At 43.3% G+C, this 22,369-nt stretch carries 14 protein-coding genes; 10 read left to right on the forward strand and 4 right to left on the reverse strand.

Annotation, left to right across the window (positions count from 1 at the left end; translation table 11 throughout):
* Positions 1–611 precede the first annotated feature (611 nt).
* A complete protein-coding gene (locus ACVBIU_RS14275; protein ID WP_447164094.1) occupies positions 612–1,049 on the forward strand; it encodes a hypothetical protein in 438 nt (145 codons plus the stop codon).
* A gap of 30 nt (positions 1,050–1,079) precedes the next feature.
* Positions 1,080–1,739 (forward strand): YidC/Oxa1 family membrane protein insertase, encoded by a 660-nt coding sequence (locus tag ACVBIU_RS14280; protein ID WP_447164095.1) that lies wholly within the window; start codon positions 1,080–1,082, stop codon positions 1,737–1,739.
* Between the two features lie 357 nt (positions 1,740–2,096).
* Here ACVBIU_RS14280 and ACVBIU_RS14285 read toward each other — a convergent pair whose 3' ends face one another.
* From ACVBIU_RS14285 to ACVBIU_RS14295, 3 genes are all read right to left on the reverse strand, one after another.
* Entirely contained in the window at positions 2,097–3,383 is a 1,287-nt protein-coding gene (locus ACVBIU_RS14285; RefSeq protein WP_447164096.1) for a peptidoglycan DD-metalloendopeptidase family protein, read from the reverse strand.
* Positions 3,384–3,670: 287 nt separating this feature from the next.
* On the reverse strand, positions 3,671–6,727 hold the full coding sequence (locus ACVBIU_RS14290) for an AAA family ATPase (protein WP_447164097.1): 3,057 nt from the start codon (positions 6,725–6,727) through the stop codon (positions 3,671–3,673).
* Positions 6,724–7,869, reverse strand: a complete 1,146-nt coding sequence (locus ACVBIU_RS14295; protein ID WP_447161256.1) for an exonuclease SbcCD subunit D — start codon at positions 7,867–7,869, stop codon at positions 6,724–6,726. The genes ACVBIU_RS14290 and ACVBIU_RS14295 overlap by 4 nt, the downstream gene beginning before the upstream one ends.
* 404 nt (positions 7,870–8,273) lie before the next feature.
* Between ACVBIU_RS14295 and ACVBIU_RS14300 the strand changes: the two genes are divergently transcribed.
* On the forward strand, positions 8,274–9,533 hold the full coding sequence (locus ACVBIU_RS14300; RefSeq protein WP_447161255.1) for a valine--pyruvate transaminase: 1,260 nt from the start codon (positions 8,274–8,276) through the stop codon (positions 9,531–9,533).
* A gap of 91 nt (positions 9,534–9,624) precedes the next feature.
* Here ACVBIU_RS14300 and ACVBIU_RS14305 read toward each other — a convergent pair whose 3' ends face one another.
* Complete coding sequence (locus ACVBIU_RS14305) at positions 9,625–10,179, reverse strand: cytochrome b/b6 domain-containing protein (protein WP_447161254.1); 555 nt, start codon at positions 10,177–10,179, stop codon at positions 9,625–9,627.
* 569 nt (positions 10,180–10,748) lie between these two features.
* Between ACVBIU_RS14305 and ACVBIU_RS14310 the strand changes: the two genes are divergently transcribed.
* The 7 genes from ACVBIU_RS14310 (at position 10,749) to ACVBIU_RS14340 (ending at position 22,361) form a co-directional block, all read left to right on the forward strand.
* The gene (locus ACVBIU_RS14310) at positions 10,749–15,029 is read left to right on the forward strand and encodes an SslE/AcfD family lipoprotein zinc metalloprotease (RefSeq protein ID WP_447164098.1); all 4,281 of its coding nucleotides are present in this window, start codon (positions 10,749–10,751) and stop codon (positions 15,027–15,029) included.
* A 593-nt stretch (positions 15,030–15,622) separates the two neighbouring features.
* Positions 15,623–17,137, forward strand: a complete 1,515-nt coding sequence (gene gadC, locus ACVBIU_RS14315; RefSeq protein WP_447164099.1) for a putative glutamine/gamma-aminobutyrate antiporter GadC — start codon at positions 15,623–15,625, stop codon at positions 17,135–17,137.
* A 53-nt stretch (positions 17,138–17,190) separates the two neighbouring features.
* Positions 17,191–18,129, forward strand: coding sequence for a glutaminase A (gene glsA / locus ACVBIU_RS14320; RefSeq protein WP_447161251.1), 939 nt, complete (start codon positions 17,191–17,193; stop codon positions 18,127–18,129).
* 367 nt (positions 18,130–18,496) lie between these two features.
* On the forward strand, positions 18,497–19,273 hold the full coding sequence (locus ACVBIU_RS14325; protein ID WP_447164100.1) for a nuclear transport factor 2 family protein: 777 nt from the start codon (positions 18,497–18,499) through the stop codon (positions 19,271–19,273).
* Between the two features lie 271 nt (positions 19,274–19,544).
* Positions 19,545–20,699: an ergothioneine biosynthesis protein EgtB gene (gene egtB, locus ACVBIU_RS14330; RefSeq protein ID WP_447164101.1), complete on the forward strand. Its 1,155-nt coding sequence runs from the start codon at positions 19,545–19,547 to the stop codon at positions 20,697–20,699.
* A complete protein-coding gene (locus tag ACVBIU_RS14335; RefSeq protein ID WP_447161248.1) occupies positions 20,692–21,657 on the forward strand; it encodes an L-histidine N(alpha)-methyltransferase in 966 nt (321 codons plus the stop codon). The genes egtB and ACVBIU_RS14335 overlap by 8 nt, the downstream gene beginning before the upstream one ends.
* Positions 21,654–22,361 (forward strand): aspartate/glutamate racemase family protein, encoded by a 708-nt coding sequence (locus ACVBIU_RS14340; RefSeq protein ID WP_447164102.1) that lies wholly within the window; start codon positions 21,654–21,656, stop codon positions 22,359–22,361. Before ACVBIU_RS14335 ends, ACVBIU_RS14340 begins: the two co-directional genes overlap by 4 nt.
* Positions 22,362–22,369 lie beyond the last annotated feature (8 nt).

Consider the following 22,369-nt stretch of genomic DNA (forward strand, 5'->3'; position numbering starts at 1 on the left):
CTCTGACTCGCAATGATTGTTGTCCAAAAACGAGCTAGAGCTTTAGCCGTAACTCTAAACATTAAAGATTATGCTGTTCCAACTCGGTGTAGATACAGCTGAGACCGTCGAAAACATGGATGTTTTCGTTGAGCTCACATGGACGTGCTTGCAGCGAGTCTCAGAAGTGTCTGCACATGCGCTGGCCGCAGGCCATTGGAACCACTTTTGTTGGATGCCACTCTTAACCAAAATATATCGAGTCTTTTGGGGCTTTGTAATCAAACGAAGTTTGATATCGCTGTAAGGGCTAGTCGAGCTGCAAGCTCCAACTGACTTTTGTCCACTAACGAGTTAGAGCTCTATTCATAACGTTTGTGCTCACCAACAAATGAGTGGGTTAATGCGCAGAGCGGTCAAAGGGGCTTCATAACGCCCCACAGAAGTAGTGACATGTGAGCTTACTACGAGCTGTTAACTTTCTTTGTGTCTTTTTTAGCACCAATAATTATTGGTCGACAATAAATATAACAAGCTGCTAAATTCAGATTTACCAAGGCTGTCATACCATTTGCTGCACCAGCAATTGGTTCACTTATTTAGAGGGATGTTATCAGCTAAAGGAGTTCAGTGTGATTTATAAAAATACACAATTAGGGTTTACAATACTCACTATTATGGGGTTAGTAACAGGAGTATTAATATTTGCATCATATAGTAAACCAGAGGAATCAATCTGGTTTGCATTTATCATTGTTGGTGTCATAGCCCTTCTTTTCTCATCTTTGACGATAAAAGTTGATGGGGCCAGAATCTATTGGTTTTTTGGTCCAAAGTTTTGGCAAAAGTCGTTAGAGCTTTCAGAGATAGCATCGGTAAGAAAAATAAAGACTAAATGGTATTACGGATTTGGTATCCGTTTAATTTCAACGGGTTGGTTGTACAATATTTCAGGTCTAACTGCCATCGAATTAAAGCTTAACGATGGAACTATGGTGAGCTTAGGCACTAATGACCCTGATAATTTAATTAACGCCATTGACATAATATGTCCAAACCCCCTAGTATAAAATACAGTCAACTAGGGATAGAGGGATATCATGGAACTTTGGACAAATTTTACCGACTTGCTAGTACAGGCAATTGGCTTTCTAACAACGGAGGTAGGCGTAAGCCAAGGTGTTGCAATCATTCTGCTTACGCTTGTCGTGCGTTTACTATTCAGTCCACTCAGTTGTTCTGCAATGATTAATAGCTATAAAAATAAAAAGATGATGGCAGCAATAAAGCCTGAGTTAGATAAGCTAAAGTCGGTTTATAAAGATAAGCCAGACGAAATGGCGAAACAAACAATGGCGCTATATCGAAAGCACGATATAAAATTTGTTAGCAAAACCCTTGTCGCTAATGTTTCCAGCCAAGCTATATTCGGATTTGGAATGTTTCAGGTACTTCAAAAGGCTATTTTTAGCAGTAAATTCGCATGGATTTCTAATATCGCTAAGCCAGATATCGCATTAGCAATGCTTGTAGGAGCATTAACCTATTTATCTATGCTTATGATGCCTGGCAGTGCAGAACAAGCGAATACTTTGTTTTTGCTTATCCCGGCAATGGTCAGTGTTGCTGTTTTGGTTACAGCTCCTTCAGCCTTGGGCTTATACTGGGCGACGTCGAGTGCATTTGGGGCGCTGCAATCAGTGGTAATGCAAAAGTATTTTGAAAAACAGCACAGCAATGTGCCTCAGTCTCAAGCTTAAATGACTACTGAGTAATGACTACGAAAAAATGGGTATATCTACACCACGAAACGCTGCGCTTACACGAAGAACACGAAGAACACGAAGGTAGAGATAACGGACTCCAATGGCTTGAGCGTTAGCCTTTCTTTGTGGCCTCTGTGTCCCAATAACATCCGTGTTTAACGGCCAGTTCGCTATCCCTAGCTCTCGCTTATTAGCACATGGCTTCGCCATATTCGCCGTGGTGAATAGCTTTCACCCAAAATGCTTTAGCTTAGACTTAAAAGTATAAAAGCCATCCTAAGATGGCTTTTATACTTTTAGTTTTAGTTTTAGAAGCTTACTTTACAGGGCTTAATCTGACACGGGTTGAGTTTAAGCAATACCCATCATCATCTTTCTTATATTCACAATATGGCTAAATTCGCTCATCTCTTTAGAAGACAGTTTGCTTGCCATCGGGATCTTAGCTTTCATTGAGTCCACCGGACGACCATTGATATGGAACTCGTAATGCAAATGCGGGCCGGTTACTCGCCCTGTATTCCCTGATAGTGCGATAACCTGGCCCCGTGACACGCGCTGACCTTTATGCACCAGTGCCTTTGATAAGTGTAAATAGCGGGTACGGTACTTATTGCCGTGGTCTATCACCACGTATTTACCTGCAAATCGATGATCGGTAACCAAAGATACAATGCCATCTCCTGGTGCGACGATTTTAGTCCCTATGGGTAGCGCAAAATCAGTCCCGTTGTGTGGTGAATTTCTGCCCGTGACTGGGTGGTGACGATGAGGGTTGAATCGAGAACTTATACGATAATTTTTAGCCAGAGGAATACGCTGAAATGCACGCGCTAAACTTTGGCCTTGTTCATCATAAAAGTTACCGTCGGTATGCTGATAGGCATTAATACTGCTAGAGCCTCTATCGATGGTCACACCCAAAACATGGCTATTACCCGTAGCTTCTCCGTCGATAAACTGATCGTTCATCAATACTGAGAACTTATCACCAGCGCGAAGATCGCGGGCGAAGTTGAGCTTCTCTTTTAGCAAGGATTCGACACGTTGGATCTCTGCGGCATTGAGTCCCATTTTTTTGGCTGAAACATAAAATGAGCCATGGATCTGGCCTGAGATGGCGCGATCTCGCCAAATACCTTCGATATTAATTTCGTCAACGTTAAATGAACCGTCATCGAAACGGGTAAAAATCACCTGCCTCGCGGCATTAAAATAAAGACTTAGTTTTTGCAGTTCACCGGCGTCATTTAACCAAAACTGAATGTTGTTACCAGGCATTAACGTATCTAACGCCAATACATTTAAGTCCGCTTCTAGTACACGGTACATGGTTTGTTGATCCACGCCGCCCTGCTCAAACAAGCCACTTAGTGTATCGCCTTTAACGATCTCTTTTTGGAATGCCGGTGCTGGTTCTAACAACTCGCTACTAGGCAGAGCCACGTTTTGAGAAAGAATCGACTCGATATCGAGCTGAACCGGAATGCGCTGAGGCAATAGCTCATGATTGCTTGGTATTAATGTGGCAGCGCCAATCACCAATACCGAACCTAAAAGGACTTTCCGATGTAAAACAGATAGCCCCGAGAAACGGTTTTTAGACATATTTGAAAAAGAAAATTTACTTGCGCGCAACCTGTGCCTCAACTTTCATTATTATGATTATCTATTTGCCCCAAAAACCCCTTCAAAACGAGGTTTGATGCCAAGTTATATCAAAAATAATTCAATTTACAAACTGTTCAACCGCACAAATTGATGACTACACCATGATAAGTTACAAACTGTTCAACCGCACAAATTGATGACTACACCATGATAAGTTACAAACTGAGCGTGGTAACCCTGTTGTATTTGTTCAATAAACATACCGACACAACAGGATTACGCCACTTCGCTCTAGAAGAGCTATAACTTGTGAATTAAGGCAGTACTATGCTCACTTCACTGCCGATAGCAGTCTTGTTGATATCGATACGCGTCGCTATCTGCTCCTTCATCTCAGACACATGAGAGATCACCCCTATCATGCGGCCCGATGATTGCAAATCCATCAAGGTCCGAATAGCAAGATCAAGCGAGTCTTGATCTAAACTACCAAAGCCTTCGTCGATAAATAACGTATCGAGTTTTATGCCACCAGCGTAAGCCTGTACAACATCGGACAGGCCTAGTGCCATAGACAAAGCCGCCATAAAGCTCTCACCACCACTTAAGGTCGCCACAGGGCGAACTTTTGAGGTATAGGCATCTTCGACTTCAAGTTCGAGTCCTGACGCCTTATTGCCCTTGGCGCGGTCCTCTTTACGCAGCAATCGATAGCGTCCTTTACTCATTAGCTGTAGACGATGACTCGCCTCAAGCAACACATCATCAAGCAGCACGCTTAGAACGAAACGTTGTAAGCTAATTTTATTGCCCGTTTGACCATTGGCCACTTCGGATAAGGTACCGATCACCGCGTACTCATCTTCAAGCTTCTTAGCTTTGGCATCGGCATCTTTAAGCTGCTTTTGGGTTTGTTTGAGTTGCGTTACCCTACTCTGCACGTTTTGCCAGTTTGCTTCCGCCGCTTGCTGCTCAGCTTGAATGCTAGCCAAACTGGTCTCAACATCTCCAAGCTCTGGTTTAATCTGCTGTGATAACCGGTCACTCATTTGGCTCAGTGTCGTTTGATTAGCTATACAGTCTTGCTGATATGTACTGAGAGTATCGGCTATCTCTTTAAGTGCACCAGGAGATAACAAGGCCTGAATGAGCCCCTGTTGATCACTAAAGCCTGACATCGACAGTTGCTCATTTAACGCAGATAACGCCTTGTCACCTTGCTCCCTTGCCTGAGCCACATTAGTTTGAGCCCCGGCTAAAGCAGCAGTTTGAGCGGCATCATGCTCTAACGCTTGAGTATGAGACTGACGGACTGCATTGATGCTTTGTTGTAGCGTCGTCACCTGCGACTGAACGTGGTCAATCGCCTCATTGAGTGCATCTAAACTGCGATATTGCTCAGGAATGGCAGCGGATACTTGTTCAAGCTGTCCGTGCAGGCCTGAAACCGAACTCTGTAGTTCAGAAAAGCGCTCTCGCTCAGCATCGAGTTGGGCTTGTAACTCCCTCAGCCTTGTTTGCCAGTCCTGTATTTGTTGTCTAAGTTGAGCTAATTGCTGAGCAGCGCTATTGGCTTGATTTAACTGCTGCTGCAACTGCTGCAAGTGTAACTGCAGCACTTCGAGTGATTGATTACTGCTTTCACCCATTCTTTGCTGTAATTCAGCTAGCTGCTTCAACTGCTCTTGATGCTTAGTGTTTAAGCCGGAATATTCAGCTCTCGCTTGATTAAGCGCCTCATTTGCCGATTCCTCACGTTGCAGAGCCTGTTGTAGCTCCTCCTCTGTTGGCAATTGCTCTGCACTTTGGGCAGGATGTGGGTGCTCGGCGCTGCCACATACTGGACACGGCTGCCCCGGGGTTAACTGCAAGGCTAAACTTGCTGCTTGGCCGCGGTGCCAAACGAGCTGCAACTGTCGATGCTGAGTTTGCGCTTCGACAAAGTGCGAGCGAAGCTGTCCGCCCTTCTCTTTGGCGAGTGTTAACGCCTGTGCTGTGTTGCCAGCCTCAATGTTAGCCTGTTGCCACTGCAGGTAACGCTCAATCAAGTCACTTTGACTACTTACGGCTTGTTGAGCATTCACTTGCTCGCTAGCAGCGAGCTCTAATTGGGGAAGCTGTTGCTCTGCAAGCTGCTTTTGTGCTTCCAGCGCATCTAAAAGGCTCTTCTCTTTAATGCCCTTCTGTTTGGCTTGATCCCGCTCGAGACTTGCTTGATTGAAGCTTTTTTGCAGATGGTCTAGCCCTTGAAGTTGAGGCACCAACTGAGTTAATTTTTGCTGCTCATTCTGAGCTTGCTGCAGCTGACCCTCCAGCTCGGGTAACGCGGCAAATTGGGTGTGACTTAAACTAAGCGCCTGTTCACTTTGCAGCTTGGCAGATTGTGCCTTTGTGACTGCAGCTTGTGCCTGTGTCACCTCGACGTCGCGGGCAAGTGACACATCTAACACAGGTTTGATTTGCTGTGCTTTTTGGCCGCTCTCAAGCCTTACTTTATCTTGCTCAATAGCGGGCTTTTGTTCATCGAGTAAGGCTGCTGTTTGTTTTAGTTTATCCAGTACATCAAAATCATTAACCAATAATTTAGCCGACTCAAACTGCTTATTGGCGTTAATCAGCGCAAGCTGGCTCTGCTCTTTAAGCACTAATGCTTGAGCAAGCTGTGGCTCGAGTGTCAGCAGTTCATCATTTAGCGCGTCATCGGACTCAAGTTCGATATTGTGCAGCATGCCATCACGTTTGTTACGGTGATCTCGCACTTCAGTTTTAATTGCTGCAGCCTGAAACTTTAATTTGTCTTCAATTTTACGATAAATCTGTGTTTGAAAGAGCTGGCTAAAAATCTTCTCTCTGTCTTTAGAGTCTGCCATTAACAGTTCGCGAAACTTGCCTTGTGGCAACACCATCACCTGACGGAACTGATCGGCATCAAGGCCGGTAAGGCTTTCTATTTCAGCGGTGGCCTCTGAGACTTTACTCGCCACCAGCAAATGTTCACTACCATCGCTATCGATGCGGTACAGCTGAGCTTCTGGCTTTTGCACCGTGTATCCGTCGCCACTCTTTTTAGCCCGTTGCTGCTCTGGCACACGGCGGATGCGGTACTGTTTATCGCCCAAAGCAAAACTAAAGGTGACTTCGGTCAACAGGCTATCTGCTGCTAGGTCACAGCGCATCTGGCTGCCCTCGCGCTCATCGCCTGTGGTCTTGCCATATAGCGCAAAGCAGATTGCATCTAAAAGCGTGGTTTTGCCCGCCCCCGTTGGACCATTGATTAAAAATAACGGGTTAGAACCTAATGCGGAAAAGTCGGTCACTTGAGTCGACGCAAAGGGGCCGAACGCTGACATTTCTAAAGTAAGAGGTCTCATGAGGTACGCTCCATTTTATGTAACTCATCGATTGCACTGGTCATTGCCAGCTTTTGCGCCTCGGTCATTGGTTCACCTGACACTTGAGTAAAAAAGTCGGTAAACATGTCTAATTCGCCCTTCTTAATATGATCTCGGCTTAGCTCAACCTTGCTGCTATCGCTCATTAAGCCGGTACGCTCTAGGTGCAGTACATTCGGGTACACACTTCTGAGTTTACCCATGGCATCTAAAATGGCGGTTTTATCACTCAGTCTCACCATCAAATAATCGTCACGATTCACATCGGTTTTGCCTTGCTCTAATAAGTCTTGCAATAAGCCTTCGATAATTCGCACATCTCGCATGGCCGATAGCGGCAATAACTCAAAGCGAGCTTTGCCATCTGAATCTAATTCAACCAAGGTGACCGATTTGTTTTGATGCTGCTCACTGAATGAGTACTTAAGCATTGAGCCCGAATACCTGACATGTTCAGCACCTTTATATTGCGGCCCATGTAGATGCCCCAGAGCAGTGTAATTAAAGTCATTAAACAGCTTTGGCGAGACTTTATCGGCGCCGCCAATGCTCAGTGGACGTTCAGACTCAGACTCACTGCCACCATCGAGAAAGCAGTGACTAATCACGACTTTGGGCAGTCCTTGGCTATCGTGTTCCTGCACCTGCTCAAGCAGTTTCACCATCGCCTCTTCATGAGTACTCACTTCACACTCAAACACATGACGAACAGTGGCCGGATCGGCATAAGGCAGACCATAAAACATGGCATTTCCCTGCTTACCTTTAAGCTCGATGGGCCTAATTTCTTGAGTTAGCGGGCCGACAATATGCAGGCCGCTATCGTTCATCTGCCTTGAAGCAAAACCCAAGCGTTCGTGACCATCATGGTTACCCGCTATCATAATCAGTGGGATCTCAAGCTCATTCACCAGACGATTCACGACCTCATCCAATAAAGCAACCGCTGCAGCTGGCGGAATAGATCTGTCATAGATATCACCCGCGACAACTACAGCATCAACATCATGGGTTTTAGCGAGTTCGACAATCTGGTTTAAAACAAAGCGCTGATCATCGAGCAAACTCTGGTTATGAAGTTGTCTGCCGATATGCCAGTCAGAAGTATGGATAAATTTCATGCGTTCTCGTTTAAAAATGAGGAGGATATGGGAGAGTGTCTGTGCAGACTTTCCGTTAATTTTCTGTTTAGCTTTCTACTTAGTTTTCAGCTTAGTTTTCTAAACAGTTTCAGTTTGGCTGTACGTTTTGATAATAGTAAGAAAACTGAACCATTTGCACAATAGCCTATACCTAACAGATAAGGCCTAGATCGCAGCGAATAGTGAAGTTCGGTGTATCAATAACACACCAACCCACAGGGCTCTTGTTTAAATTTAATCGAGCAATTGCACAAATAATTTACGATTTCCTCAGCAAAATATGACCTATGCCAAATTAGTCACTAAAAATTAAAAAAATGAGTGCGTTTTATTCTGAGTATTGTTACTACAGGCATACATAAGCAATAGTGGTACTAGATAGCATGCAGTTTTCAACGTTTGGTGAAAAATTTAATCGATACTCTGGCATAACTCAGTTAATGGATGATCTTAATGAGGGATTACGCACACCCGGCGCAATTATGCTCGGCGGTGGTAATCCGGCTTCTATTCCTGCCATGCAAGATTATTTTCACCAAGCGACGGCCGATATGCTGGCCAATGGCGAGCTCGTCGCGGCATTAGGTAACTACGATGGCCCTCAAGGAAAAGATACCTTCTTAAATGCCTTAGCATCGTTATTGCACGACACCTACGGCTGGGACATCAGCCCAAAGAATATCAGCCTGACCAATGGCAGCCAAAGCGCCTTCTTCTATCTGTTCAATTTGCTGGCAGGTAAGCAAACAGATGGCAGCCATAAGAAAATTTTACTACCACTGGCACCTGAATACATCGGCTACAACGATACCGGCTTAGATGATGATATTTTTGTTTCTTACCGCCCCGAGATTGAGATGCTAGAAAACCGCATGTTTAAGTACCATGTGGACTTTGAGCAGCTAGCCATCGACGACTCTGTCGCTGCGATATGCGTGTCTCGCCCAACGAATCCAACCGGTAACGTACTCACTGATGCTGAAGTAGCAAAGCTCGATGAACTAGCGCGTGCTAACGGGGTGCCGCTTATCATTGATAACGCCTATGGTACGCCTTTCCCTAATATTATTTTCGAAGACGTGACCCCGTTTTGGAACAGCAACACCATATTGTGTATGAGCCTATCTAAGCTTGGTCTACCGGGCGTTCGCTGTGGCATTGTGATAGCGAACGAAGAGATAACCCAAGCACTGTCTAACCTTAATGCCATCATTAGCCTAGCACCAGGTGGATTTGGCCCCGCTATCGCCAAGCATATGATTGAGTCTGGTGATTTGCTGCAGTTGAGCGAAAACGTCATCAAGCCTTTCTATCAACAAAAGTCTGAGTTTGCGGTCGCCTTATTGCAACAATCGATTACCGATAGCCGATTTAAAATTCATAAACCTGAAGGTGCTATGTTCCTCTGGCTCTGGTTTGATAAGTTACCTATCACCACCATGGAGCTGTATAGCCGACTAAAAGCGCGCGGTGTACTCATTGTCCCCGGCGAGTATTTTTTCTTTGGATTAGAGGAAGATTGGGAGCATGCTCATCAGTGCTTACGCATGAACTATGTGCAAGATGAAGCTAAAATGCGGGCTGGCATCGCCATTATTAGCGAAGAAGTAACAAAAGCTTACGCTGAAACCTCTCAAAACTGATCGAAAAAACGAGTCGATGGCATCTACTTATATAAAGCTGTTCATATCACAGCTTTATATAAGGCTTTCATATGACAACTTAAATATTTGGCTATTCACGCCACCATTTAAATAGATGCAGTAACGCAAAGGCGCCATGGGCAAAGAAATAAATCTGAATAAATGTCACACAGAGCTTATGAACTGACAGAAGTAATTCGCTTGGACCACTAATATTAACGACTAAAAACCACATTCCACCCGTTGTTAAAGCAAGCAGCAAAGCGAGCAGCCCTAATCCTTCTACGGTTGCAGCTAATCCTGCAGGCTTAGGCTCTGGAAGCCTTCCCTTTAACAAGCACTCAATATCTTCTTTAATCCCTTCGTAACGTCCAAAAAACCACGGATACAGATCGAGTAATTTACGCCGCATAATAACTTTTATGGCAAAAATAATGCTTAAGGGAAACAACACCAATCCGGCATAAATATGAATAAATGCAAGATCTGCAATATTATCCAGTTGGGTGTCACCATGTACATGCATTAGTGAACTAGAAATCAGCTGAAATAACACTCCAATCATGACAGCAAAGTGCAGGTACTTCTCTAGAAAAGGTAGCGACTTAAAAAGCACTTTAATCCCTTGTCTTAATTTCACATTCATTTCTATAAGCCCTCCCTCTAGCAATACTTATTAATAGATTAGTCATGAAATTCTCAAGCTGTTCGTAAAATTCGACATTTAGCTCATTTGTTTAACTGAATGTCAGTCCACTCCCCCATCGATGCTCACATACAAGTAATATATCGTATTGTTTTATGCTTAATTTCTTAAAACATCTGCCCAAAGCAATGGGTTAGCCTTACAAACAGTAACAAATACGCCATTTAATTTAACTTATAAAATCAGTTAATTGCCACAAAAAACTATAGCTCAGTCTATTTTTTTGAGATAATAAATATTCCCTTACTTATCAATACCTCATCAACAGGCGAATCAACGAATCCATCAACTCCCCCACCAACGAGCTAACTAAATAGCCAATCAAATAACTAATCAAATAGTTAATTTTGATATTTTCCTGTCGCCTTAACCTGTAATCAATGACTCAACTTTTAAAGCCTAACAACCTTCGGGTAACACTCATACTCATCGTAAGGCCTCTTCTGTAAAACCTATTCATGGATAGATTTTACAGAAAGCAACTTTGCTTTTGGTTATGGGAAAATAAAATGAAAAAACTGATACTTGCTGTTGTTGTCAGCAATCTATTGGCAGGCTGTTTCGGCAGCGATAGCTCAAAAGACCCAAGCGTACCGAGTATTCCACCAAGCGATCTGATCCCGGCTAAAAAGACATATCAGGGTAGCTTATTACTCAGTGGCAAACGGTTATCAGGACAGGTAAGCTGTAATGGTCAACCCTTAGGTGACACTGGTATTTTCACATTTACAGATGGTGATAATGTCAGTTGCGCTTATGGCTCGATAGAGCTGCTCAATAAAGACATTCCTTTGCCAGAGGGGTGGAGCCGTGACAGTCATAACGCTATGGCATTAGACATGCAAAATGACTGGACTCATGCAATAAGCATTGCCGATGGCGCAAAGGTCATGACAAAAGTCAGTACCTGCCCCGCTATCACTAATGAGATCTGTTTAGATGAACTAGACAGCTTTGATATCGCTCCCCTTTTTTCAGGTGGCAATAGTACAGAAATTGAAGCGTTTTTAAACCCGCCTGCGGCAGAAGAAACCGATGAAATTGATAAAGCGCCTAGCTCACATGTCGACAACACGTTAACCCCAGAAGTCACTGCAGGCGCCAAACCAGATATCAATGCGGGTTTTGTGTCAGCGGCCGCTGAAGATGCCTACAGCTACAAGCCAAGTGAAGAAGGGCGCATTCTCACAGAAAGTGTGCTGTCTGATAAACAGGGAACGCCTCTTGCTGGAGTCAATTACTACAGCAAATCATCGCGCGGGATCACCGACTCAAGCGGAGTCATGTCTTACCTTTGGGGCGAGACAATTACCCTAGGTTTAGATACCTTCACTTTCGGTTCCGTAAAAGGTAATCAAATTGAATATCAGCTGACTGATGTGTCTAATAGTGAAATCGTTAAACAAAATATTGATACATTAATAGCCCGTTATGCCACCGATAACGGTGACAGCGTTTCTTTTGGTGAGCATGTGCACCAAGTGTTTGCACAATACCCTAACGCCATTAATGAAATCATTAAACTCAATCTACCTAACGGCGCGCAAATCGAGGATACTCAGTATCGCGTGCCTAACGAATTTAACGCGCAGTTTGAAACTGGATTAGCACAAATCATTGATGCAGAGCTAAATCAGGCGCGAGCGTTAAACCATCTTGCTACGCCAGTTTTACACAATAGCCAGTATGTGACTAAGACCTTGCAGCAACTCTATACTGACGTTGACCAGTTCCATGTTTTTCATGACAACTCGTCTTTTTATGGTGAGGTGGGTTATGCACGCTTTATGCGTTCAATGAACACATCAAATACTGCGTTTCCGGTACTGATGCCTCGCAACGATGTTAACTACTGGCTGCCATTTGGGTCAGAGCAAGCTTATCAACGTAACGATGGCTTCCCTTATGTGACTGACGCTAAAATTATTGATGCGAGCTCTAATGTGCTCCTCAAGCGACCTGAAATCGTAGGTGAAGACACCGCAACCTATAACTTGCCCGTTGTCACCGCTGGTGAAATTGGCCAAGGTAATGTCGTGTTTATGGGCAACAGCATGTACCCAAACATTTTAAGTCATCCGTCAAACTATTGGGCCGGTGGTGAAGAAGCGGGTAAAGACAACGGCAGCATGCCGCTATTTTTTAAAAACATGTTCACTTGGTTTGCCCCTCAATATCAACATGGCAATACTTCAGTTAATGTCGGTTCAAACATTAATAAGGTTTGGAAATCGAACGTTAACTCTAACCAAACGTATGATTTCTTTATCGACGATTCATACAAATTAAATGTTGAGTCACTCGCTTCAGGCAGTTATGACGGACTTGAGCCACAGACTACGCCAATCTTAATTTTACAAGCCTATGAAACCGGCCTATTTGGTGATGGCATGAGCGTAAAAGTACTTGCCGACATCACTAAGCCATTACTTTCTGCGACAGATATTACGGCGTTGATTAAGTACATCAACGCAGGCGGAAATGTATTGTTCATGGACGGGATTGAGCAATTAAATCCTGAGCCCATTGCGCGCCTAGCTGATACTGCAGGGATCTCTTTAGGTGGCGCAAACCTTGCGCGCACAAGGCAAGGTTACTGCGGTGAAAGCTATTACTGTCAAGCCCCAAGCCCTAACCCACGTGCGAGCTTACAAGACACACTAGTCACTTATGAAAAGTTTGATGACATGTCAAAGTTTGTTGTTAACGCTGACGGTACGGTGACTTTTCCATCGCCTATCGATAAACCTCAGTTCGGCATTGCTCAATACAAAACCCAGGATGTTAATGGAGAAGAGCGCAATAACTTCGCATTTTTCAGCGTTAAAACTGAAGAGCAACGTTTGGCTGCCGTGGCGACAATCCAAACCGCTTTCCCAAAAGTCAAAGAGTGCACTGATGCGAGTTATGACTATGAAATAGGCTGTATCGAAACCCGTCAAGGGCATGGCTATACCACAGGAGGCACGTATTTCAGACCACGATTTACCCGTTATGAGATTAGCCCTGATGTGGTAAATACTATGGTTAAAGCCGCTAACCTTGGGGCTAACGTTGAAAAACTCTATCAACACGAAATTTACTACCGCAGTAAAGGCAGTCAAGGTACCCGTCTATCATTAAATGAGTTGAATCAAACATATGACAACTTATCCGTCTGGCTGTGGAATGACGAGCAATACTCCTATAACGCTGAAGTGCAAGATGAGCTAGGTTTTAAGAAGGCGACTGAATTCTTAAACTGTTACACCTCAAACCAGCATCAGCCTGATAATGCCTGTGCCACTGAAACCGAGGCTAAACTAAAAAGCTACCACATGCTAACGGATAGTGGTGAGCTAAACCCAAGCTACCCATTAAACTATCAAGAAAAACCACTCACCAGGATCATGCTTGGCCGTTCATATTGGGACAATGAGATAAGTGTTGATACGTCTATTTACCCTGGAAATACCAGCGCTAGTGGCGGCAATGCTAGCGTACACATTGAAACGTTCAATAATGCTGTCGTAGGTACGGCAAATAACATGCAATCCACCGGGTTATGGGCCGTAAAGCGAGGCGTTGTGACCGTCAGTGGTAATCATGACGCAACGATTACAGTGGCTCTTGTGGATGATGTCACGGGTAAGCATGAACATGAACTGGCATTAAAGCGCCCTTCTCGAGTGCAAAAGTCTTGGTCCCATACAGCAGGTGCAACAACTGAAATTATTGCCCCTTATGGCGGACTCATCTATATAAAGCCTGCATCGACACAAACTCACAATCAAGTTGAGTTTAGCTTTACAGGCGTATTAGAAGCATCTCTTTGGAAAAATGGTCTATGGCAAAATCCAATAAACCTTGATGTGCCACTTGCAGAAATCAATAGCGGCCACTTTGTTTACACAACCCCGGTTAATAATGTTACTGACACTAATATTCAAGCATTTGCCGATGGTATGAATGTTTTTGCTGAAAAAGCCAGTGATTTCCACGCGCGAAATAACACCCTGGGCAATATGCGCTTTACCGGGGAGTTATTGCCTGAGCACTCTCATCGCTTTGTTAATGATGTGCAAATATCAATTGGTGCTGCGCACTCTGGATACCCAGTAATGAGCACCACCTACAATCGAGATGCCAATACCATCCCGACCCAACCTGAAAATGACTGGTTATTGTGGCATGAAGTCGGCCATAACTTGGCTGCTGCGCCGTTTAATGTCAAAGGTGCAACTGAAGTTGCCAACAACTTGCTCGCTCTGTACATGCAAAATCATCGAGATAACGGTAACGGAGAAATGGATCGGGTAAAGACTGATATTCAAAAAGCACCTATGCTGATCAGCCGAGATCACGGCCATGTATGGAGCCATGGTAATGCAGGTTCACGCCTAGTGATGTTTGCACAATTAAAAGTATGGGCTGAAACTCACTTTAACATTGCAGATCATTTTGATGGCCAAACAGTGCCATCTTACTATGGCCAAGATGAAGGCTGGAACATGATAATTATGATGCACCGTGAAGCTAGAAACAGTGACAACCAATCGTGTTCGTCGCAAAACTCTAATCGCTTAAATGAGGGTGATTTACTGATGGCTTGTGCCTCAGAGGTGTCGGGATATGACCTCTCAAGCTTCTTTGAAGCATGGAACCCAAGTGAGGTGTCGGTCGTCACTGCAGATGGAAGCCGAGATTATCAAGGTGGTATTACTGCAAAAGGCCTTAATTATGTGCAGTCTTTAGCGCTACCAGTCCCAGAGCAAAAACCTGAAGCCATTGATAGCATTCACTTGCATTGACCATATTCATTTTCATTGATCATATTCGATCTGATTAGTCATTAATTTAAAGCCCCTTATACAACTAAGGGGCTTTTTTAAAACCTCCGCACAATACTCTGTCAATACGAGTCAGCTTACAAATAGTCAATGCAGTTACCCCATCTATTTGTTTAGATAACTTTAAGCCTAACTCGCTGCAGACAAGTTCACGTCGAAAAGAAAGTGAGATATTCGTTTTAATTAAACCGCTTTCGTGATGCAGATCACCTTTTTAAATACTGATTTAACTAACAATTGTATTAACTCATTGCACTGTATTCGAAATGCAATAGAACAATGAAAAGATAAGGGTCGTTCAAGGCGCATCATTGGCCTTTAATTTTTATCGGACTTTACACGGATGAACGTAATGACTTAGAGCAAAAAAGTAATTTTCAATTCATGTGCTATTTTTTACATAGTGGTTTTTTTGTTTAAAAAACTGTAAGCCTAAAGCAAACAAAACCACTGCATAACAAATACCTAAATCACTGACTGGCTAAGTATCGTTTGTTAGCTCTACTAGAGAACAAACAACTTAGAACGATTTAATACATATTTGAGAGAAAAATATGAAACAAACAGAAAAAAAAGGGATCAGTATATTTGCCTTAGCGATGCTTAACATTGTTGCTGTGGTGAGTTTACGAGGGTTACCCGCAGAAGCTGAATATGGGTTGAGTTCAATATTTTATTATATTTTTGCCGCTATTGTTTTTTTAGTGCCTGTTTCTTTAGTCGCTGCCGAGCTAGCAACAGGTTGGTCGGAAAAAGGAGGGATATTCCGCTGGGTAGGTGAGGCATTTGGCCCCAAACTTGCCCTAATTGCCATTTTCATGCTTTGGATTGAGGTAACAGTTTGGTTCCCAACCGCGTTAACTTTTGGTTCGGTATCTCTTGCGTTTATGGGCCCAGACCAAACATGGGATCAATCCTTATCCGAAAATAAATTCTTTGTTCTTGGTATTGTGCTTGCCATTTATTGGCTAGCAACATTTGTCGCCCTACGTGGCACAGAAGCCTTCTCAAAACTTGCTAAATGGGGTGGTTTAGTCGGTACTGTTATTCCAGGTATTATCCTTATCGTATTAGGTTTTTCATATCTTTTTGCAGGTAATACGCCACAAATCGAATTAGCTTGGAAAGATGTTATTCCCGATTTTTCTAACTTTAATAACGTTGTTCTTGCAGCCAGTATTTTCCTCTTCTATGCCGGTATGGAAATGAACGCTATCCACGTTAAAGAAGTTGATAATGCTCCTCGAAATTACCCTATTGCCATTGGTATTGCGGCATTAGGTACAGTGTTAGTTTTCGTCTTAGGTACGTTGGCAATTGCTTTTGTTATTCCTCAGTCAGAGATTAACTTAACCCAGAGCTTATTAGTGGCCTATCACGACATGTTTGTTTGGGCTGGAATTGGCTGGGCTGCACCTGTGATGGCCGCCTGTTTAGCGCTTGGCGTATTAGCAGGGGTTGTTGGCTGGGTTGCAGGCCCATCTTCGGCATTGCTTGTGGTCGCAAAAGGCGGTTACCTTCCTCGCTTTTGGCAGCAAACCAATAAGCATGGCATGGCTACGCACATCATGATGGCGCAGGCGCTGCTGGTTACATTAATTTCAACGGTTTTTGTAGTCTTACCTTCAGTGCAAGCGGCTTACCAAATCTTAAGCCAGTTAACGATTGTGCTCTATCTCATCATGTACTTAATGATGTTTGCCGCAGCCATTTACTTACGCTACAGCCAGCCTAATCGTCCTCGCCCTTATAAGATTCCAGGTGGCAGTATCGGTATGTGGTTGATTGCAGGTTTAGGCTTTATTGGCTCATTAACCGCTTTCCTGTTCTCATTCATTCCACCATCACAAATCGCAGTCGGAAGTCCCGAAACCTTTGTCGCCATTTTGGTGATACTCACTATCGTCTTTGTCTCAATCCCCTTGTTTATTTATAAAGCACGTAAACCACATTGGCGCGATCCTGAAGTCACGGACTTTGCACCTTTCACTTGGGAAATTGAAGATAAGCATCCTGGTGTGATTAATACATCCGATAAAGTGACTCACACGTTACATCAGCCTAACTAACTCGTTTGCAAGCAGTCGAATTCGAGTAGTTAAAGATAAACATTCGAGGATAAATGATGGTCTTATTAGCCGATGTTATGCAGCAAGCATACGACAAGTACAAAGACAAACATGGCGGAAAAAATGCGTCTTATATTCCGTACTTAGCACAAGTGCCTTCAGAGTTAACCGGAATCGCTTTTGTGTCTGTTAACGGTGAAATCACCTCCTTTGGTGACAGTGACTATCACTTTGCGATTGAATCAATCTCAAAAGTGATTACCTTAGCCTTAGCATTAGAAGAATCGGGCAGTGAAGCAGTCCATAGCAAAATTGGCGCAGATCCAACAGGACTACCTTTCAACTCTGTTCTTGCACTAGAGATGCATAATGGCAAGCCGCTCACGCCTCTAGTGAATGCTGGAGCGATTGCAACGGTGAGTTTAATCAAGGCGGATGACAAAGAGCAACGCTGGCAAAAAATTCTCGACTGTCAGTCACGCTTCACTAACAGTGCGACTCAATTATCCGATGAGGTTAATCAATCAGAGCAAACAACGAATACTCACAATCAAGCTATCTCTTTACTATTAAAGTCAGCTGGCAATATGTATAGCGATCCCCTTGAGGCTTGTGATGTTTACACGCGTCAATGCTCAACGTTAATTAACTGCATAGAGCTTGCAACAATGGGAGCCACGCTTGCTAATAGTGGATTTAATCCATGTAGCAAACAAACCGTTATCCACTCAAAAAACGTGTCGCATATTCTTGCCGATATGATGATGGAGGGGCTATACGAGCGTTCTGGTGACTGGGCTTATGATGTGGGAGTACCGGGTAAGAGTGGCGTGGGGGGCGGTCTTGTTGCTGTTATCCCAAATGTTGGTGCTCTTGCCAGCTTCTCGCCTCCTTTAGATCCTGCCGGAAACAGTGTCAAAGGACAGCTGATGATAAAACATATCTGCCGTTTAATGGGCTGGAATATGTTTCACACTCAGATTGAGCAGTAATTAGTTAAAAATACGGTATTAAACCATCCCCAAAAAAGACTCAGAGAGTGCTCAACCGGCACTCTCTGACGCTCTTAAAATTCATCGTTCCCTCAGTCACAAAAGCTAAGCTAGCAGTAAGCCTTTTGGCATTGATTAGCTATACAACTGACTAGACTTACAATTCCATCACAGTGAACACACCATTTAAATTAGTTTACAAAATCAACCCTCGCCTAGGCTGGGGTTGGGGCGTAAACAAAACAAAAAACAACAGGCAAAAATTAACAATAAAATACTCAGCAAGCAGTAAACCTACAGACTAATATTATTTACAAGCCGCGAATTAATAGACAATTTTACTGCCGCCAATTGCCGAGGAAATATCATGCCCTTATCGAACAAAGAAAAGGCCATCGCCCTGTTAAACAGTATTCAAAGTGGCAGTAACGCGCCAATTGCCTACATCAATCCGAATAAATACATCCAACATAATCTAGATATTGCTGATGGATTAGCTGGATTTGGTGCCGTCATGAAAAATGCACCTGTTGGCGGATTTAAAGTTAAGGTGATACGCGCTTTTGAAGATGGTGATTACGTATTTACCCATAGCGACTACGATTTTTTTGGTGAAAAAATTGGCATTGATATCTTTAGATTTGAAGATGGGCTTATTGTTGAACACTGGGATAATTTAATCGCAAAAAGTCCACAGCCCAATCCGAGCGGCCATACTCAAATCGATGGTGAAACAAAGATAACAGACTTCGATAAGACTGATGCGAACAAAGCCACTGCCAAGGGGTTCATCACCACCGTATTAGTGGGACAACAATTTGACCAGGCACCAAACTTTGTTGACGCCAATAATTACACCCAGCACCACCCCGACATTGCAGATAACCTTTCGGGGCTCGCTATGGCGCTGCAGCATATGGGCGAGAATGGGATCCACATGCTCTATGATGTTAATCATATTACCTTAGGTGAAGGCAACTTTACTTTAGCTGTGAGTGAAGGCAATTTTGCCGGTAACCCTACCGCCTACTTTGATCTGTTGCGATTAGACAATGGCAAAATTGTAGAGCATTGGGGGGTCATGTCGACTATCCCTGTTAAATCTGAATGGAAAAATGATAATGGAAAATTTGGGTTTAAATAATCAAATTGACTTCATATCAAACCGTTTATGGCTGGGCATTCATTGGCTAATAAAACGCTAAGCTGCGCTTTATATAGCAATGGATGCTCTGCGACTAACTAACACAAACAAGGTGAGTTAAAGATTTAGCTCCGACCAAAATCTGACAAACATAGCGCTGAACACTAAGGTATAAAGTGCGAATAATATTTTTGAGAATAAGTATGTTACTGACTAAATAAAACATGTTAAGCATGTGATTTAGAGCCATCAAAGGGAAGTGTATATCCTTATGTTATTAAAGCATTATTTATCAACTCGCCAGTACACAGAAACACTATGTGCCCCATTGGAAATTGAAGATTATGTTCCACAAGCTATTGAATATACTAGCCCGCCTAAATGGCACCTAGCCCATACAACGTGGTTTTTTGAGCGCTTAATTCTTAAGGCCTACGCTGATAATTACTGCGAATTCAATGCCGATTTTGATTTTCTATTCAACAGCTATTATCAAACGCTGGGCGAGCGCGCCATACGTTCACAGCGTGGCTTATTTACCCGCCCAACCGTTAAACAAGTCTATCTATATCGACAATATGTTGATGAGCAGATGCGTCTGTTATTGAGCCGCCCCCTCTCAGATGAGCTCTATGATCTTGTCACATTAGGCATCAATCATGAACAGCAACACCAAGAGTTATTAATAACTGATTTAAAATATATGCTGGCATTAAATCCACTCTATCCGGAGTATTCACCCGAGTTTACCCTCGTTACAGATACGAACCAACGAGATGGCTGGACTCGAATCAAAGAAGGAATGTATGACATTGGCCATCAGCAACAATCTTTTTGCTATGACAATGAACTAGGGCTGCACAAGGTTTGGCTATCGAAGTTTCAAATCGCAAATGCATTGGTGACTAATGGCGAATATATCGCATTTATTGAAGATGGCGGCTATACCCAGTTTAGCTATTGGTTAGATGAAGGCTGGGAATGGCTCAAATCAGAACAGATTAGCGCTCCTCTTTATTGGAAAAAAATCAACGACCAATGGCATTACTACACCCTAGCAGGACTTAAGTTACTCGACCCCAATGCGATTCTTGCTCATATCTCCTTTTATGAGGCCAATGCTTTTGCCTGCTGGAAGAAGATGCGTTTACCTACAGAGTTTGAATGGGAAGTGGCATCACAACACCTTGATTGGGGCAAACGCTGGGAGTGGACATCCTCCGCCTACCAAGCTTATCCAGGATTTCAAATAAGTGCTGGCGCTGTAGGTGAATACAACGGCAAATTCATGGTAAACCAAATGGTACTTCGCGGCGCGTCTGTTGCTACCGCTAAGAGTCACCAACGTTACACTTACCGCAATTTTTTTCATCCTCATTTGCAGTGGCAATTGTCAGGAATACGCTTGGTAAAAGATCATGATTAAACAATTTATTGATGACGTAAATAACGGCCTAAGTCAGTCACAAAAACAGCTACCCTCTAAATATTTCTATGACAAAAAAGGCGATGAGCTGTTTGTTAAAATTATGAGTTTAAAAGAGTACTATCTGACAAGATCTGAAATGGAGATCTTTAGCGAACAGGTGCACAGCATTATCGCTGCCCTAAAGCTTAATCAATCGAGCTACTTTGAACTTATCGAGCTTGGCGCTGGCGATGGCACTAAAACCCGAAAATTGCTGCAAGCGTTATCCGATGAAGGTTACCAATATGATTATATGCCCATTGATATCTCTAAAAATGCATTAGATAAGCTTGAGCACTCACTCGCTAAGGAGTTGCCCAATGTCTGTGTTAAACAACAACATGGGGATTACTTTTCAATTCTAGAGTCATTAAAAAATAGCCATCATCCCAAGGTATTGCTGTTTTTAGGCTCCAATCTTGGCAACATGCCTGACAATACTGCGACAGAGTTTATCTATAATCTGGGTAAAAGCCTCTGTGATGGTGATAAATTACTGATTGGCCTAGATATGGTTAAGTCCGCAGATATTGTGCTACCCGCTTATAATGACCAACAAGGAGTCACCCGAGATTTTAATCTCAATCTACTTCAGCGGATCAATACCGAACTCGATGCTGACTTTAATCTTGAATTATTCGACCATAGCCCTGAATACACTGAGCAAGAAGGAATAGCAAAGAGCTACCTTAAGAGTTTATGCGATCAGAGCGTCAGCATTAAGGCCACAGGAAAGGTTTATCAATTCAGTACAGGCGAAAAAATTCATACCGAAATATCCCGTAAATACAGTGATGCGATTTTTGACCGCATTTTGTCTCCGACCGATTTCGTCATTACAAGCAAGTTCACTGACAGTCAGCAGTACTTTGCCGATTATATTTTAACTCGCGTATGTACTAAACCCAATAAATGAATATCGCAAAGCAACAGTCAAGTGCGAACAATCTCCAAGAATTGGGGTTATTGGGGCTGGGGAGTCGAACAACCCAGTTCTATTTCGAGCAATTAAATCGCCAATATCATGCTCACTTCTCTAAAGATAGCACCTGCCCTTTATTGCTGTTAAATACCAACTTTGACGAATTTAATCCCTACTTACCCGATCAACATAGCAAACTACAACCTGCCTTAATTCGCTATTTAGAACGATTGCAGCGTATTAATGTACAACGCGTCATTATTCCCAATATTACCTTGCACGAGAGTGTCGACTACATCCAATTAGATGATGGGAAGTACCCAGAGATTATTAATCCGATAGCGGCAACCATTGAGCGGCTAAAAGAGGATAAACAATGGCAAGTCGTGCTTATAGGCTCCTTTTACAGTATGAATTCCAGCAAACTTTTCAAGCAATTTAATGATGCTGGGATTGCTGTGACAGTGCCTAGCGAGCAAATAATGCGGAGGATTGATGCTATTCGTAAACGTGTATATCGCTATTGTGAACATGAGCAAGATAGTGATGAGCTATTAACCTTAATCGCAAGCTATCAAGCTCACAGCACCGTTGTAATTGCGTGCACTGAACTATCTATTGTCTCCCAAGCTAAATCGGCGTCGATTTACGATATGGTGACGATTCAATTGCACGAGGCCATCAAGCCACTTTTATAGCTCAAGCT

The sequence above is a fragment of the Shewanella sp. 30m-14 genome (assembly GCF_052977125.1).